General features: G+C 62.2%; 14 protein-coding genes. 5 read left to right on the top strand and 9 right to left on the bottom strand.

The features are described 5' to 3' along the window. Positions 1-298 precede the first annotated feature (298 nt). From FHK92_RS12355 to FHK92_RS12345, 3 genes are all read right to left on the bottom strand, one after another. Positions 299-574, bottom strand: a complete 276-nt coding sequence (locus FHK92_RS12355; RefSeq protein ID WP_003213368.1) for an HU family DNA-binding protein — start codon at positions 572-574, stop codon at positions 299-301. A gap of 191 nt (positions 575-765) precedes the next feature. Further along, positions 766-1,914: an NAD(P)/FAD-dependent oxidoreductase gene (locus tag FHK92_RS12350; RefSeq protein ID WP_181288314.1), complete on the bottom strand. Its 1,149-nt coding sequence runs from the start codon at positions 1,912-1,914 to the stop codon at positions 766-768. Positions 1,915-1,939: 25 nt separating this feature from the next. Continuing rightward, positions 1,940-2,107, bottom strand: coding sequence for a rubredoxin (locus FHK92_RS12345; RefSeq protein WP_181288313.1), 168 nt, complete (start codon positions 2,105-2,107; stop codon positions 1,940-1,942). Positions 2,108-2,283: 176 nt separating this feature from the next. Between FHK92_RS12345 and FHK92_RS12340 the strand changes: the two genes are divergently transcribed. Together FHK92_RS12340 and ubiA are read left to right on the top strand one after the other, a co-directional pair. Continuing rightward, entirely contained in the window at positions 2,284-2,847 is a 564-nt protein-coding gene (locus FHK92_RS12340; protein WP_309109604.1) for a chorismate--pyruvate lyase family protein, read from the top strand. Continuing rightward, positions 2,847-3,737 carry a 4-hydroxybenzoate octaprenyltransferase gene (gene ubiA, locus FHK92_RS12335; RefSeq protein WP_181288311.1) on the top strand — a complete coding sequence of 297 codons (891 nt, stop codon included), beginning with the start codon at positions 2,847-2,849 and terminating at the stop codon, positions 3,735-3,737. The genes FHK92_RS12340 and ubiA overlap by 1 nt, the downstream gene beginning before the upstream one ends. Before the next feature lie 171 nt (positions 3,738-3,908). Here ubiA and FHK92_RS12330 read toward each other — a convergent pair whose 3' ends face one another. Continuing rightward, positions 3,909-4,292 carry a COG4315 family predicted lipoprotein gene (locus FHK92_RS12330; protein ID WP_181288310.1) on the bottom strand — a complete coding sequence of 128 codons (384 nt, stop codon included), beginning with the start codon at positions 4,290-4,292 and terminating at the stop codon, positions 3,909-3,911. A gap of 153 nt (positions 4,293-4,445) precedes the next feature. Here FHK92_RS12330 and phoB point away from each other — a divergent pair, with 153 nt between their 5' ends. The 3 genes from phoB (at position 4,446) to FHK92_RS12315 (ending at position 7,965) form a co-directional block, all read left to right on the top strand. Continuing rightward, positions 4,446-5,135 (top strand): phosphate regulon transcriptional regulator PhoB, encoded by a 690-nt coding sequence (gene phoB, locus FHK92_RS12325; RefSeq protein WP_003177195.1) that lies wholly within the window; start codon positions 4,446-4,448, stop codon positions 5,133-5,135. 44 nt (positions 5,136-5,179) lie between these two features. Next, on the top strand, positions 5,180-6,502 hold the full coding sequence (gene phoR / locus FHK92_RS12320; protein ID WP_181288309.1) for a phosphate regulon sensor histidine kinase PhoR: 1,323 nt from the start codon (positions 5,180-5,182) through the stop codon (positions 6,500-6,502). Positions 6,503-6,624: 122 nt separating this feature from the next. After that, positions 6,625-7,965 (top strand): hemolysin family protein, encoded by a 1,341-nt coding sequence (locus FHK92_RS12315; protein ID WP_181288308.1) that lies wholly within the window; start codon positions 6,625-6,627, stop codon positions 7,963-7,965. A 152-nt stretch (positions 7,966-8,117) separates the two neighbouring features. Here FHK92_RS12315 and FHK92_RS12310 read toward each other — a convergent pair whose 3' ends face one another. The 5 genes from FHK92_RS12310 to pstA form a co-directional block, all read right to left on the bottom strand. Further along, positions 8,118-9,014, bottom strand: a complete 897-nt coding sequence (locus FHK92_RS12310) for a peptidoglycan DD-metalloendopeptidase family protein (protein ID WP_181288307.1) — start codon at positions 9,012-9,014, stop codon at positions 8,118-8,120. Between the two features lie 235 nt (positions 9,015-9,249). After that, the gene (locus FHK92_RS12305; protein ID WP_181288306.1) at positions 9,250-10,200 is read right to left on the bottom strand and encodes a response regulator; all 951 of its coding nucleotides are present in this window, start codon (positions 10,198-10,200) and stop codon (positions 9,250-9,252) included. A 166-nt stretch (positions 10,201-10,366) separates the two neighbouring features. Further along, complete coding sequence (gene phoU, locus FHK92_RS12300; protein WP_030139132.1) at positions 10,367-11,128, bottom strand: phosphate signaling complex protein PhoU; 762 nt, start codon at positions 11,126-11,128, stop codon at positions 10,367-10,369. Positions 11,129-11,202: 74 nt separating this feature from the next. Next, the gene (gene pstB / locus FHK92_RS12295; RefSeq protein ID WP_030139131.1) at positions 11,203-12,036 is read right to left on the bottom strand and encodes a phosphate ABC transporter ATP-binding protein PstB; all 834 of its coding nucleotides are present in this window, start codon (positions 12,034-12,036) and stop codon (positions 11,203-11,205) included. A gap of 142 nt (positions 12,037-12,178) precedes the next feature. Beyond that, positions 12,179-13,849 carry a phosphate ABC transporter permease PstA gene (gene pstA, locus FHK92_RS12290; protein ID WP_181288305.1) on the bottom strand — a complete coding sequence of 557 codons (1,671 nt, stop codon included), beginning with the start codon at positions 13,847-13,849 and terminating at the stop codon, positions 12,179-12,181. Between the last annotated feature and the right edge of the window lie 12 nt (positions 13,850-13,861).

The following is a 13,861-nucleotide window of genomic DNA, read 5'->3' as shown; positions in this document are numbered from 1 at the left end:
CTTGCTCCCGCTCGGTTGCGCAGCGACCGCAAGATTTTGGGGCCGCTTCGCAGCCCAGCGGGGATAAATCCCCTCGCCACAAAACGCGACCTTACATTGCCAAGTGAATCTGGAGCGAAAGCTCGCAGGCTTCGCCAGCTCCTACAGAGCCCAGCGGGAGCAAGTTCCCTCGCCACGGGGCTTGTGGTGGATTAACAGATGGTTGCTATCCAACGGCCACAAAAAAAGGCATGCCGATCACCCTCGGTATGCCTTTTTTGTTGCCGCTTCCTTCCCTCGATCGAGGTACTCGCCGCAATTATGGGTTGACGCTGTCCTTTAAGGACTTGCCCGGCTTGAATGCAACGGTGTTGCTGGCCTTGATCTTCACCGGCTCGCCGGTCTGTGGGTTCTTGCCGGTGCGGGCGCCGCGGTGGCGTTGCAGGAAGGTGCCGAAGCCGACCAGGGTGACGCTGTCCTTGCGGTGCAGGGCGCCGGTGATTTCTTCGAGGACGGCGTTGAGGACGCGGTTGGCTTGTTCTTTGGTGAGGTCCGCTTTTTCCGCGATGGCGGCGGCGAGTTCTGGTTTACGCATGAATGAAGCCCCTTTGACGGTTTTTTTGTTGTTATGTCCGTGCTGTTCTCTTCGGAACAACCCCTAAGGCGCCGCAGGCTCTACTCTGCGGCAGACGGGAGTGAGGATGGCACGGGGCCGCAACCGGCGCCAGTGGCCGGCGGGCGTTTGTGGCTTCAAAAGCAGGGTATATGCGACAGAACGACCGGCATTTACGCCAGTAGCGCCGGAAGCTGCTTGTTCAGCGCCAGTTTCTCCATCACCGCCGCGCCGGTCAGCGCGTAACCCAGCAGGTTGCCTTGGGCGTCGCGGCACAGGGCCTTGATGTCGGCGCCCTGCCCTTCGACGGTCCATACACCCTCGCTGCCTCGCGGAGGTGGCGAAACCACCAGCGGGCACACCGGGGTTTTCACGGTGATCGGCATAGCGCCATAACCGACGGCGGTCGGGTTGCCGGCCAGGGTTTGGGCCAAGGCGCGGGCGCAGCTCATCAGCGGCATGACGTAGAGCAGGTTCAAGCCATCGACCTCGGCGCAATCGCCCAGGGCGTAGATGTTGGCGTGGGAAGTCTTCAGGTGACGATCGACCACCACGCCGCGATTGACCAGCAGGCCGGCAGCTGCCGCCAGGTCGATGCGCGGGCGCAGGCCGATGGCCGAGACCACCAGGTCGCAGGCAATCACTTGGCCGTCCGACAGGTGCGCTTCCAATCCGTCGGCCACCCGTTGCAGGCGATTGAGCACCGGACCGAGGTGGAAACGTGCGCCGAGGCTTTCCAGCCCGGCCTGTACCGCCGCGGCGGCAGCCGGGTGCAGCAGCGTCGGCATGACTTGCTCGCACGGCGCCACCAGTTCTACTTCGTAGCCGCCGAGGATCAGGTCGTTGGCGAATTCGCAGCCGATCAGGCCGGCGCCAAGCAGCAACACCCGGCGCTTGCCTGCGGCAGCGGCCCGGAAGCGCGCGTAGTCTTCAAGGTCGTTGATGGGGAAGATCAGGTCTGCTGCATCGCCCTGCACCGGCACGCGCACGGTTTCAGCGCCCCAGGCGAGGATCAGGTCGCGATAGTTCACCGCCTCTTCGCCGATCCACAGGCGCTTGTGGCCCGGATCGATGCCGCTGATGCGCGTGTGGGTGCGCACTTCGGCGTTCAACTGCTCGGCCATGGCGCCCGGCTCGGCCATGCTCAGGCCATCGGCGTCCTTGTTTTTGCCAAAACCCGTGGAGAGCATGGGCTTGGAGTAGGAGCGGCCATCGTCCGCGGTAATCAGCAGCAACGGGGTTTCGCTGTCGAGCTTGCGAAATTCCCGGGCCAGGTTGTAACCGGCCAGGCCAGTACCGACGATAACGACAGGTGCGCTCATGTTGCTCTCCATGTAGGGGAAATAATCAGCCGATTGCGATCATTTCAAAATCCATTTTGCCGACGCCGCAGTCCGGGCACAGCCAGTCTTCCGGCACATCTTCCCAACGGGTGCCAGGTTCGATGCCATCGTCAGGCCAACCCATGGCTTCGTCATAGATCAGGCCACAGACGATACATTGCCACTTCTTCATTCCAATACTTCCTCAAGATGTCAGGCCTTGACCGGTATTTTCCGGCTCAGGGCGGTTTTGTACTGATCGATCGCGACAGATGCAAGCGGCATCGGCGTGACGGCGGGTTGGCTCGGCCAAAATCGCCGACCGGCATGGTAAGCTCGCGACCTCATTTGCTGCCATTCAAGACCCCTGTGCCGCCGACAAATTCGATATTTCCTACACTTCAATGGCTGCCCCAACACCTGCTGTCGCCGCGCCCGGATGCGTGCGTCATGGACTGGTTGTTTGACGAAGGTTCCCTGACCCGGCGTCTGACAGGCCTGTCGAACGATCACTTCAGCGTGACGCCGCTGTTCGAAGGCTGGCAGCCGTTGCGCGCCGACGAGTGTGCCGCGCTGGACCTGGCCGCGGGCAGCGAGGGATGGGTGCGCGAAGTGTACTTGCGCGGCCACGGCGAGCCTTGGGTATTCGCCCGCAGTGTGGCGGCGCGCAGCGCGTTGCAGGGCGACGGCTTGCACATGGACGAATTGGGCAGCCGCTCGTTGGGCGAGCTGCTGTTTTGTGACCAGGCGTTCCAACGCCGGGCAATCGAGGTCTGCCATTACCCGAGCGAATGGCTGCCGCCGCCGGTTCGCGCCAATGCGCTGTGGGGCCGACGTTCGCGTTTCGATCGCGGTGCGTTGAGCGTGCTGGTGGCGGAGGTCTTTTTGCCACGTCTGTGGACGGTCGCCCGCGCTTATTCGGAGAATTGCTGATGTACACGCAACTGCTCAAATCCTTGAACCGCCTCAATCCTCGGGCCTGGGACTACGTGCAATTGACGCGCATGGACAAGCCCATCGGCATTTACCTGCTGTTGTGGCCGACGCTGTGGGCGTTGTGGGTCGCAGGCGAAGGGTCGCCCTCGCTGGCCAACGTCGTGATTTTCATCCTTGGCGTGGTGCTGACCCGTGCCGGCGGTTGCGTGATCAACGACTGGGCCGACCGCAAGGTCGACGGGCACGTCAAACGCACCGAGCAGCGCCCGCTGGTGAGCGGCAAGATCAGCTCGAAAGAGGCGCTGGTGTTCTTCGCCGTGCTGATGAGTGTGAGCTTCCTGCTGGTGCTGTGCACCAACGCACCGACAATCCTGCTGTCCCTCGGCGGCCTGGCGCTGGCGCTCAGTTATCCGTTCATGAAGCGCTATACGTACTACCCGCAAGTGGTGCTGGGCGCGGCGTTTTCCTGGGGCATGCCGATGGCGTTCACCGCCGAGACCGGCCATCTGCCGGCGGCTGCGTGGCTGCTGTACATCGCCAACCTGCTGTGGACGGTGGGCTATGACACATACTACGCAATGACCGACCGGGACGATGACCTGAAGATTGGCGTGAAATCCACGGCGATCCTGTTTGGCGATGCCGACCGGGTGATCATCCTGACGCTGCAGGGCCTGGCCTTGGGCTGCCTGTTGCTGGCGGGCGCTCAGTTCAAACTGGGTGGCTGGTTCCACCTGGGGCTGGTGGCCGCTGCGGCGTGTTTCGCCTGGGAGTTCTGGTACACCCGCGGCAAGGACCGGATGCGTTGCTTCAAGGCGTTCCTGCACAACCATTGGGCCGGGTTGGCGATTTTTGTGGGGATCGTGCTGGATTACGGGTTGCGCTGAGGCCGCGTGCCCAGCACGGAACCTTGGCTCATGAAAGCCTTTGTGGCGAGGGAGCTTGCTCCCGCTCGGTTGCGCAGCGACCGCAAAATCCTGGGGCCGCTACGCCCGAAGCGTCGGACCGCCCCAGCGGGAACAAGCTCTCTCGCTACAAGCGCAATCTGAACACCGTTGTCATTTAGCCTTGGCAACTTTCCAGGCACCATCCATTTTGCCGTCGCCGGTCATGTCTCCAGCCTTCTTGTCCATCACGAAGGTGTACAGCGGCATGCCCTGATAGGCCCATTGCATCGACCCATCGTCGCGTTTGATCACGGTCCAGTCCCCCATGGATTTATCACCCGCCTCGGCCATCAGCGGTGGCCAATTAGCCGCACACTTGTCATTGCAGGCGGACTTGCCGGCAGAGTCCTTGGCGAAGGTGTACAGAGTCATGCCCTTATGGTCGGTGAACATGCCGTCCTTCTCCATCGCAGGGTCGGCGGCCATCGCAAATCCAGGCAGAGCCAGGGCAGCAGATATCAGCAGTGCTTTCAAGGAAACAGTCGTGCGCGTCATAGGAAACCTTCCTTTGTAGTTGTCAGGATTCGGACTGAAAAGCGTAGTCCAGGATCCCTTTTGCTGCCGCGCACAGAACTTTCTGTCACACGACTGCAATAATTCCGTTATCTAATGCGGCGCAAGACAGTTAAATGACAAGAGGATTACCCCATGGTTGGCAGGAGCATTCTGATCGTCGACGACGAGGCGCCCATCCGCGAGATGATCGCCGTTGCGTTGGAGATGGCCGGTTATGACTGCATGGAAGCAGAGAACTCCCAACAGGCCCACGCCATCATCGTCGACCGCAAGCCGGACCTGATCCTGCTGGACTGGATGTTGCCCGGCACGTCCGGCATCGAGCTGGCGCGGCGCCTCAAGCGCGATGAGCTGACCGGCGATATCCCGATCATCATGCTCACCGCCAAGGGCGAAGAGGACAACAAGATCCAAGGCCTGGAAGTCGGCGCCGACGACTACATCACCAAGCCGTTTTCCCCACGAGAACTGGTGGCGCGCCTCAAGGCCGTGCTGCGTCGCGCAGGGCCGACCGACGGTGAAGCGCCCATCGAGGTCGGTGGCCTGCTCCTCGACCCGATCAGCCACCGTGTGACCATCGACGGCAAGCCTGCCGAGATGGGCCCGACCGAGTACCGTCTGCTGCAATTCTTCATGACGCACCAGGAGCGCGCCTACACCCGCGGGCAGTTGCTGGACCAGGTCTGGGGCGGCAACGTCTACGTCGAGGAGCGCACCGTGGACGTACACATCCGCCGCCTGCGCAAAGCCCTCGGCGATGCCTACGAGAATCTGGTACAAACCGTGCGCGGCACCGGTTATCGTTTTTCGACAAAGGCCTGATCCGAGCCCTTACCGCCCGACAAGCTGACAAGGACGCGCGTCACGTGAATCAAAACTGGCATGGCACCCTGATTCGCCACATATTGTTGCTGGTTACCGGTTGCCTGTTGATCGGCCTGATCACCGGGTATTACGGCTGGAGCCTGGCCGCGGGCCTGGGGCTTTACCTGGCCTGGACCCTCAAGCAGTTGCTGCGCCTGCACGAGTGGCTGCGCCTGCATCAACCCGACGAAGCCCCGCCCGACGGCTATGGCCTGTGGGGCGAGGTGTTCGACAGCATCTATCACCTGCAACGGCGCGACCAGCGCGTTCGGGGCCGCCTGCAAGCGGTGATCGACCGCGTCCAGGAGTCCACCGCCGCGCTGAAAGACGCGGTGATCATGCTCGACAGCGAAGGCAACCTGGAATGGTGGAACCGCGCCGCCGAAACCCTGCTGGGCCTCAAGACGCCCCAGGACAGCGGTCAACCGGTGACCAACCTGGTGCGCCACCCGCGCTTCAAGGAATATTTCGAGCAGGACAATTACGCCGAGCCGCTGGAAATCCCCTCGCCGACCAACGATCGACTGCGCATCCAGCTCTACATCACCCGCTACGGCAACAACGAGCACCTGATGCTGGTGCGGGACGTGACGCGCATTCATCAACTGGAGCAGATGCGCAAGGATTTCATCGCCAACGTTTCCCATGAATTACGCACGCCGTTGACGGTGATCTGCGGCTATCTGGAAACCCTGCTCGACAATGTCGAGGAGGTGAACCCGCGTTGGAGCCGGGCCTTGCAGCAGATGCATCAGCAGAGCGGACGCATGCAGACCCTGCTCAACGACCTGCTGTTGCTGGCCAAGCTGGAAGCCACCGACTACCCATCGGACAACCAGCCAGTGCCCATCGAGGAACTGCTGCAGACCATCGCCGAAGATGCCCAAGAGCTGTCCGGCCCCAAGCAGCAGGCGATCACGCTTGAAGCCGACCCTGCCGTGCAACTCAAGGGTAGCGAGGCGGAGCTGCGCAGCGCGTTTTCCAACCTGGTGTTCAATGCGGTCAAGTACACGCCGGAGCAAGGGCGGATCCACGTTCGCTGGTGGGGCGATGAGCAAGGCGCTCACCTGAGCGTGCGCGATTCCGGCATCGGCATCGACAGCAAGCACTTGCCGCGCTTGACCGAACGGTTCTACCGGGTCGACTCCAGCCGCAACTCCAACACCGGCGGAACCGGATTGGGATTGGCCATCGTCAAACACGTTCTGCTACGCCATCGCGGGCGCATGGAGATCAGCAGCGTGCCCGGCCACGGCAGCACGTTTACCTGCCATTTCGCCCCGGCCCAGGTGGTTCACGGACGGCCCTCGAGCCGCGACGAGTGATGCCGACCGGCCGTCCCCTCTAGGCAATCGCCCGGTCAGCCGCTACATTGGCTGACTTGTGCCTGCCTTTTCAGGCGCTGATTTTCAATCCTACGAACATACGGAACCTGCAAAACCCCATCATGGACCCTTCCCCTGGCTTGTCCCTCGTTACGCTCTTCGCCGAATTCGGCATGATTCTCTTTGCTCTGATCCTGGTCCTGCTCAACGGTTTTTTCGTTGCGGCGGAATTCGCCATGGTCAAGCTACGCTCGACCCGGGTCGAGGCCATCGCCGAGCAGAACGGCTGGCGCGGGCATATCCTGCGCACCGTCCACAGCCAGCTCGACGCCTACCTGTCGGCGTGCCAATTGGGCATCACCCTGGCTTCCCTGGGCCTGGGCTGGGTCGGTGAGCCGGCGTTCGCCCACATCCTCGAACCGTTGCTCGGCGCGGTCGGCGTCCAGTCGCCGGAAGTGATCAAGGGCGTGTCGTTCTTTACCGCGTTCTTCATCATCTCGTACCTGCACATCGTAGTCGGTGAGCTGGCGCCCAAATCCTGGGCCATCCGCAAACCCGAGCTGCTGTCGCTGTGGACGGCCGTGCCGCTGTACCTGTTCTATTGGGCGATGTACCCAGCGATCTACCTGCTCAACGCCAGCGCCAACGCTATCTTGCGTATTGCCGGCCAAGGCGAGCCCGGCCCGCACCATGAACACCATTACAGCCGCGAAGAACTGAAGCTGATCCTGCACTCCAGCCGTGGCCAGGACCCGAGCGACCAAGGCATGCGCGTGCTGGCCTCCGCCGTGGAGATGGGCGAGCTGGAAGTGGTGGACTGGGCCAATTCCCGGGAAGACCTGGTGACGCTGGAGTTCAACGCGCCGCTCAAGGAAATCCTCGCGCTGTTCCGCCGCCACAAGTTCAGCCGTTACCCGGTGTACGACAGCGAGCGACAGGAGTTCGTCGGCCTGCTGCACATCAAGGACCTGCTGCTGGAACTGGCCGCCCTGGACCACATTCCCGAATCGTTCAACCTGGCTGAACTGACCCGGCCGCTGGAACGCGTGTCGCGGCACATGCCGCTGTCGCAGCTGCTGGAGCAGTTCCGCAAGGGCGGCTCGCACTTCGCCGTGGTCGAGGAAGCCGATGGCAACATCATTGGCTACCTGACCATGGAGGACGTGCTGGAAGTGTTGGTGGGCGATATCCAGGACGAACACCGCAAGGCCGAGCGCGGCATCCTCGCCTACCAGCCAGGCAAATTGCTGGTACGTGGCGACACGCCGCTGTTCAAGGTCGAGCGCCTGCTGGGGATCGACCTGGACCACATCGAGGCGGAAACCTTGGCGGGGTTGGTCTATGAAACCCTCAAGCGGGTGCCCGAAGAGGAAGAAGTGCTGGAAGTCGAAGGCCTGCGGATCATCATCAAGAAGATGAAAGGGCCGAAGATCATCCTGGCGAAGGTGTTGATGCTCGATTGAGTATCGACCCGCCCGCAAGTTGAAGGCATAACCCACTGTGGCGAGGGAGCTTGCTCCCGCTGGGTCGCGAAGCGACCCCAAAAGCGACGACTGCTTCGCAGCCGAGCGGGAGCAAGCTCCCTCGCCACGAAAAGCCTTTCGAATCTCCCGCGCTACTGCTTACCCAACGCAAAGTTGGGCAGCTCGCCCACCGGTTGGTTGAACTGGTAGGGAATCGACACCAGCCCTAACCCGGTGTTGCGCTGCACCACGAAGTGCAGGTGCGGGCCGGAGCTGTTGCCGGTGTTGCCCGACAGCGCCAACGGTGTACCCACCATCACCCGCTGCCCTTCCCTGACGCTCACCGAGCCCTTCTGCAGGTGCAGGTAGACGCCCATGGTGCCGTCATCGTGCAGCACGCGGACGAAGTTGCCCGAAGGATCGGTGCCGCGCCCGGTCTGTTCGTTCTCGGTCTTGACCACCACGCCGCCCCGCGCCGCGATGATCGGCGTACCCTCGGGCATGGCGATGTCCATGGCGTAGCGGTTCTTCGGACCGTAGTGACTGTATTGACCGTTGGCGCCCTGGCTCAGCCGAAACGGCCCGCCGCGCCAGGGCAGCGGATACTGATAGGCCTGCGCGGTGCCTGCCGGGTCGCCCAGGGAGTATTCGAACCTCGGGGTATACGCCAGCGGCCTTCCCGGCCGAGTGGCCGTCAGCTGCGCCAGGCGCAGATTGCTGCGCGCCGGCAGCACCCGACGAATAGGCCGGCTCGGCGCCCCGCTCACGTTACGCAGCCCGGCGAAACTCAGCTCGATTTCCACAGGCGCATACAGGTCGTTGCGCACGTACACCGCGTCCGCGCCCTTCTGTTTTTTGATGTCTAGAAACACCTGCCGCTCGAGGCGTTCGACCATGCGATCGCGGAACACGAACACCTGCGAGCCCTTGCTGGGGCGGTCGCTATAGGAAACCACGCCATTGGCATCGGTGGATTTGTAGATGGTCATGGCCATGGCCGGGGTGGCGGCCAGCACGAGACCACAGGCGAACAGCAACGGCACGAGCATGGGCAAGGATTCTGTCGAAATGAAGGCCTGCAAAGGAGCCTAGCAGCTGGGATGGACCAGCGTAGTCGGCAGATGTTTCAAAATTGGATCGCAGAGGGGTGTTGAATCGGATGGCCTCATCGCGAGCAAGCTCGCTCCCACAGGGGGATCTGCTGTGGACACAAATTTTGTGAACAACTGAGATCACTGTGGGAGCGAGCTTGCTCGCGATAGCGGACCGAGGGGCGCCGCCGGATCAGGCGCCCGGTACGAAGTGCTTCTGCGCCGTGCCGCGGGCGATCAGACGGGAGATGTAGTCGAGTTTCTGCGGGTCTTTGTCGACGAAGCGGAAGGTCAGTTGCAGCCATTCGCTGTCCGGCGTCTGCTCGTGGGCGACGATGGCGTGCAGGTAGCCATTCAGACGAGCGGTCTCGGCGTTGTCGCCCTGCTCCATGTCCAGCACCGAGCTTTCCAGCACTTGCGGCAGGGTGTCGGTGCGTTTTACCACCAGCAGCGCTTCCTTGAGGCTCAGGGCCTTGATCACGCATTGCTGGGTGCCGCTGGACAGGCGCAACTGGCCTTGTCCGCGATTGCTGGTCGGCGCGGACGCGGCGGGTGCCTTGACGGGCGGGCTGTTGAGCAGACCACGGGCTGGGGCGGCGGACGGTGCAGGCGCGGCGGCGGCAGCGGGCTTGGCAAACGGGTTCGCGGCGGGCGCTGCGGCAGCGGCCGGAGCGGCCTTGCCACCGGTCAGGGCACTGAGCGAATCGTTGCCAAACGCCGAATTCATCTTGGTCGGGGCGCTGTTCATCAAGGTGTCGAGCTTGCCGACCTTGTTCAGGGCCTGCTTGACCTTGGTCAGCAATTGTTCGTTGGTGAACGGTTTGCTGACGTAGCCGGAAACGCCGGCCTGGATCGCCTGGACGACGTTTTCCTTATCGCCACGGCTGGTGACCATGACGAACGGCATGCCCTTGAGGTTGTCCTGCTGACGGCACCAGGTCAACAGCTCCAGGCCTGACATCTCTGGCATTTCCCAGTCGCACAGCACCAGGTCGAACGCTTCACGGGCCAGCAGGGCCTGGGCTTTCTTGCCGTTCACCGCGTCTTCGATGCGGATGCCTGGGAAGTAGTTGCGCAGGCACTTCTTCACCAAGTCACGAATGAACGAAGCATCGTCCACGACCAACACACTGACCTTACTCATCCAGATACACCTCTAAAAAATCCCGGCAAGCATACCGCTTTGCTGATGGCATATTGCCAAAAACCTTCAGTCACGCCGGGACTTTTCGTTCACGGGGTGCTGCTTTCGATTAAAAAAACCGCAAAAAAAAGCCCGACCAGAAGGCCGGGCGCTTTTCTTGGCAATCTTACTTATCGTCAGTTTCACCGGGAACATTAGCGGTTTCGGACGGGGTGCCCTCCACTTCTTCCTTCATCCGCTTGAGGCCCATGTGCCGAACATCGGTGCCGCGCACCAGGTAGATCACCAGTTCCGAGATGTTGCGTGCATGATCGCCGATACGCTCCAAAGAACGCAGCACCCAGATGATGCTCAACACCCGCGAGATGGAGCGCGGATCTTCCATCATGTACGTCGCCAACTCACGCAACGCGGTCTTGTATTCGCGGTCGATGATCTTGTCGTATTGGGCCACCGACAACGCCAGGTCGGCGTCGAAACGGGCGAAGGCGTCCAACGCGTCACGGACCATGTTGCGCACCTGGTCACCAATGTGGCGAACCTCGACGTAACCGCGCGGCGCTTCGCCTTCTTCGCACAACTGGATGGCGCGACGGGCGATCTTGGTGGCTTCGTCGCCGATCCGCTCCAGGTCGATCACCGACTTGGAGATGCTGATGATCAGGCGCAGGTCGGAAGCGGCCGGCTGGCGACGGGCCAGGATGCGCAGGCACTCTTCGTCGATGTTGCGTTCCATCTGGTTGATCTGGTCGTCGATCTCGCGCACTTGCTGGGCCAGGCCGGAGTCGGCCTCGATCAGCGCGGTCACCGCGTCGTTGACCTGTTTTTCCACCAGCCCGCCCATGGCCAGCAAGTGACTGCGCACTTCCTCCAGCTCGGCGTTGAACTGTGCGGAAATGTGGTGGGTAAGGCCTTCTTTACTAATCATCTTTGGCGTCCTTGGAGCGTCCGGTAAGGTGCGGCGGACCGCAGCGTAGATTCACAATGAGCAACAACGGCTTCCTAGCCGTAACGACCGGTGATGTAGTCTTCGGTCTGCTTCATGGCCGGATTGGTGAACAGGGTATCGGTGTCGCCGAACTCCACCAGTTTGCCCATGTACATGAACGCGGTGTAGTCGGACACCCGCGCCGCCTGCTGCATGTTGTGGGTCACGATGACGATGGTGAACTTGGACTTGAGCTCGTAGATCAGTTCTTCGACCTTCAGCGTCGAGATCGGGTCGAGGGCCGAGCACGGTTCGTCGAGCAGCAGCACTTCCGGCTCCACGGCGATGGTGCGGGCGATGACCAGGCGTTGCTGCTGGCCGCCGGACAGGCCGAGAGCGGAGTCGTGCAGGCGGTCCTTGACCTCGTCCCACAGCGCCGCGCCCTTGAGGGCCCACTCCACGGCTTCATCGAGGATGCGCTTTTTGTTGATGCCCTGGATGCGCAGGCCATAGACGACGTTTTCGTAGATGGTCTTCGGGAACGGGTTGGGCTTCTGGAACACCATGCCGACGCGACGACGCAGCTCGGCGACGTCCTCGCCCTTGCGGTAGATGTTGTTGCCGTAGAGATTGATTTCACCTTCGACGCGGCAACCGTCCACCAGGTCGTTCATGCGGTTGAAGGTGCGCAGCAAGGTCGACTTGCCGCAACCCGACGGGCCGATGAACGCGGTGACGCGCTGTTTCGGGATGTTCAGGCTGACGTCGTACAGCGCCTGCTTCTGGCCGTAGAACAGGTTCAGGCCGGGCACTTCGATGGCGACGGTTTCCTGGGCCAGGTCCAGGCTCTGCTTGTCGCGGCCCAGGGCCGACATGTTGATGCCGTGTGTGTGTGCTTCGTGTTGCATGGGAGGCTCCCTGTGCTAACAAATTCGGTTCGGAACGCCTATGTGGCGGCCCCATAAAATTCCAATGTGGGAGCGAGCCTGCTCGCGAAGGGGCCCTTGAGGCCGCTAAAAGCTTCGCGAGCAGGCTCGCTCCCACAGATCCTTAACTATCCAGTGCTTTGTATTTCTCGCGCAGGTGGTTACGAATCCACACCGCCGACAGGTTCAAGGTCGCGATCACCAGCACCAGCAGCAGCGCCGTGGCGTAGACCAACGGCCGGGCTGCTTCGACGTTCGGGCTCTGGAAGCCGACGTCATAGATGTGGAAGCCCAGGTGCATGATCTTCTGGTCCAGGTGCAGGTACGGATAGTTGCCATCCAGCGGTAGCGACGGCGCCAGTTTCACCACGCCCACCAGCATCAACGGCGCCACTTCACCGGCGGCACGGGCCACGGCGAGGATCATGCCGGTCATCATCGCCGGGCTCGCCATCGGCAGGACAATTTTCCACAGGGTCTCGGCCTTGGTCGCGCCGAGAGCCAGGGAGCCTTCGCGCACGGTCCGCGGAATCCGCGCCAGGCCTTCCTCGGTGGCGACGATCACCACTGGCACCGCCAGCAGCGCCAGGGTCAAGGATGCCCAGAGCAGGCCCGGCGTGCCGAAGGTCGGCGCCGGCAACGCTTCGGGGAAGAACAGCCGGTCAACCGAGCCGCCCAGCACGTAGACGAAGAAGCCCAGGCCGAACACGCCGTAGACAATGGCTGGAACGCCCGCGAGGTTGTTCACCGCGATGCGGATCAGTCGGGTCATCGGGCCTTGGCGGGCGTATTCACGCAGGTAGACCGCCGCCAGCACGCCAAACGGCGTGACGATCATCGCCATGATCAGTGTCATCATCACGGTGCCGAAGATCGCCGGGAAAATCCCGCCTTCGGTGTTGGCTTCACGCGGGTCGTCGCTGAGGAATTCCCAGACCTTGCTGAAATAGAAACCAAGCTTGGTGAACGTGCCCATGCCGTTTGGCTGGTAGGCGTGCACCACTTTGCCGATGCCGATTTCCACTTCCTTGCCGTTGGCATCGCGGGCCGTCAGGCTGTCGCGGTTGAACTGGGCGTGCAAGTCGGTAAGGCGTGCTTCGATGTCCTTGTAGCGGGCGTTGAGTTCAGCGCGTTCACTTTCCAGGTCGGCCTGGGCGGCGGCGTCGAGCTTGCCGTCCAGTTCCAGCTTGCGGCCGTGCAGGCGGATGCGTTCGAGGCCGGAGTTGATCGCGCCGATGTCGACCTTCTCCAGGGTCTTGAGCTCGTCGGCGAGCTTGTTGACGCGCTCGATACGCGCCTGCAATTGCGGCCAGGCTGCCTCGCCTTCGGCTACGACCTTGCCTTCTTCCTTGACGTTGACCAGGTAGCCGTAGAAATTGCCCCACTCACGACGCTCGATCGCCATCAGCTCCGGCGGCGTGGTCTGGTTTTTCAGCCAGTCACCGACGATCCAGGTGAAGTCGGTGCCGTTGAGGTCACGGTTGCCGACCTTGACCAGTTCGCGCGTCATGAATTCCGGACCTTCATCCGGCACCGGCAGGCCAGCGCTTTTCAGGCGCTCACGAGGCACTTCTTCTTTCTGTACGACTTCGCCGACCACCAGTTGCGCAGGCATGCCCGGCACGGTGTAGCTGGCGTGGATCAGGTCCGCCGGCCAGAAGTGGCCCAGGCCGCGCACGGCAATCACCGCCAGCAGGCCAATGGTCATGATGACCGCGATGGACACCGCGCCGCCGCTGATCCAGACGCCGGGGGCGCCGCTCTTGAACCATCCTTTCAGGGAGTTCTGTTTCACAGACTTCTACCT

The sequence above is a fragment of the Pseudomonas brassicacearum subsp. neoaurantiaca genome (genome assembly GCF_013608025.1).
In the GTDB taxonomy this organism is placed as follows: domain Bacteria; phylum Pseudomonadota; class Gammaproteobacteria; order Pseudomonadales; family Pseudomonadaceae; genus Aquipseudomonas.
Note: the sequence above shows the minus strand (reverse complement) of the source record. Positions and strands in the feature narration are given on the sequence as shown.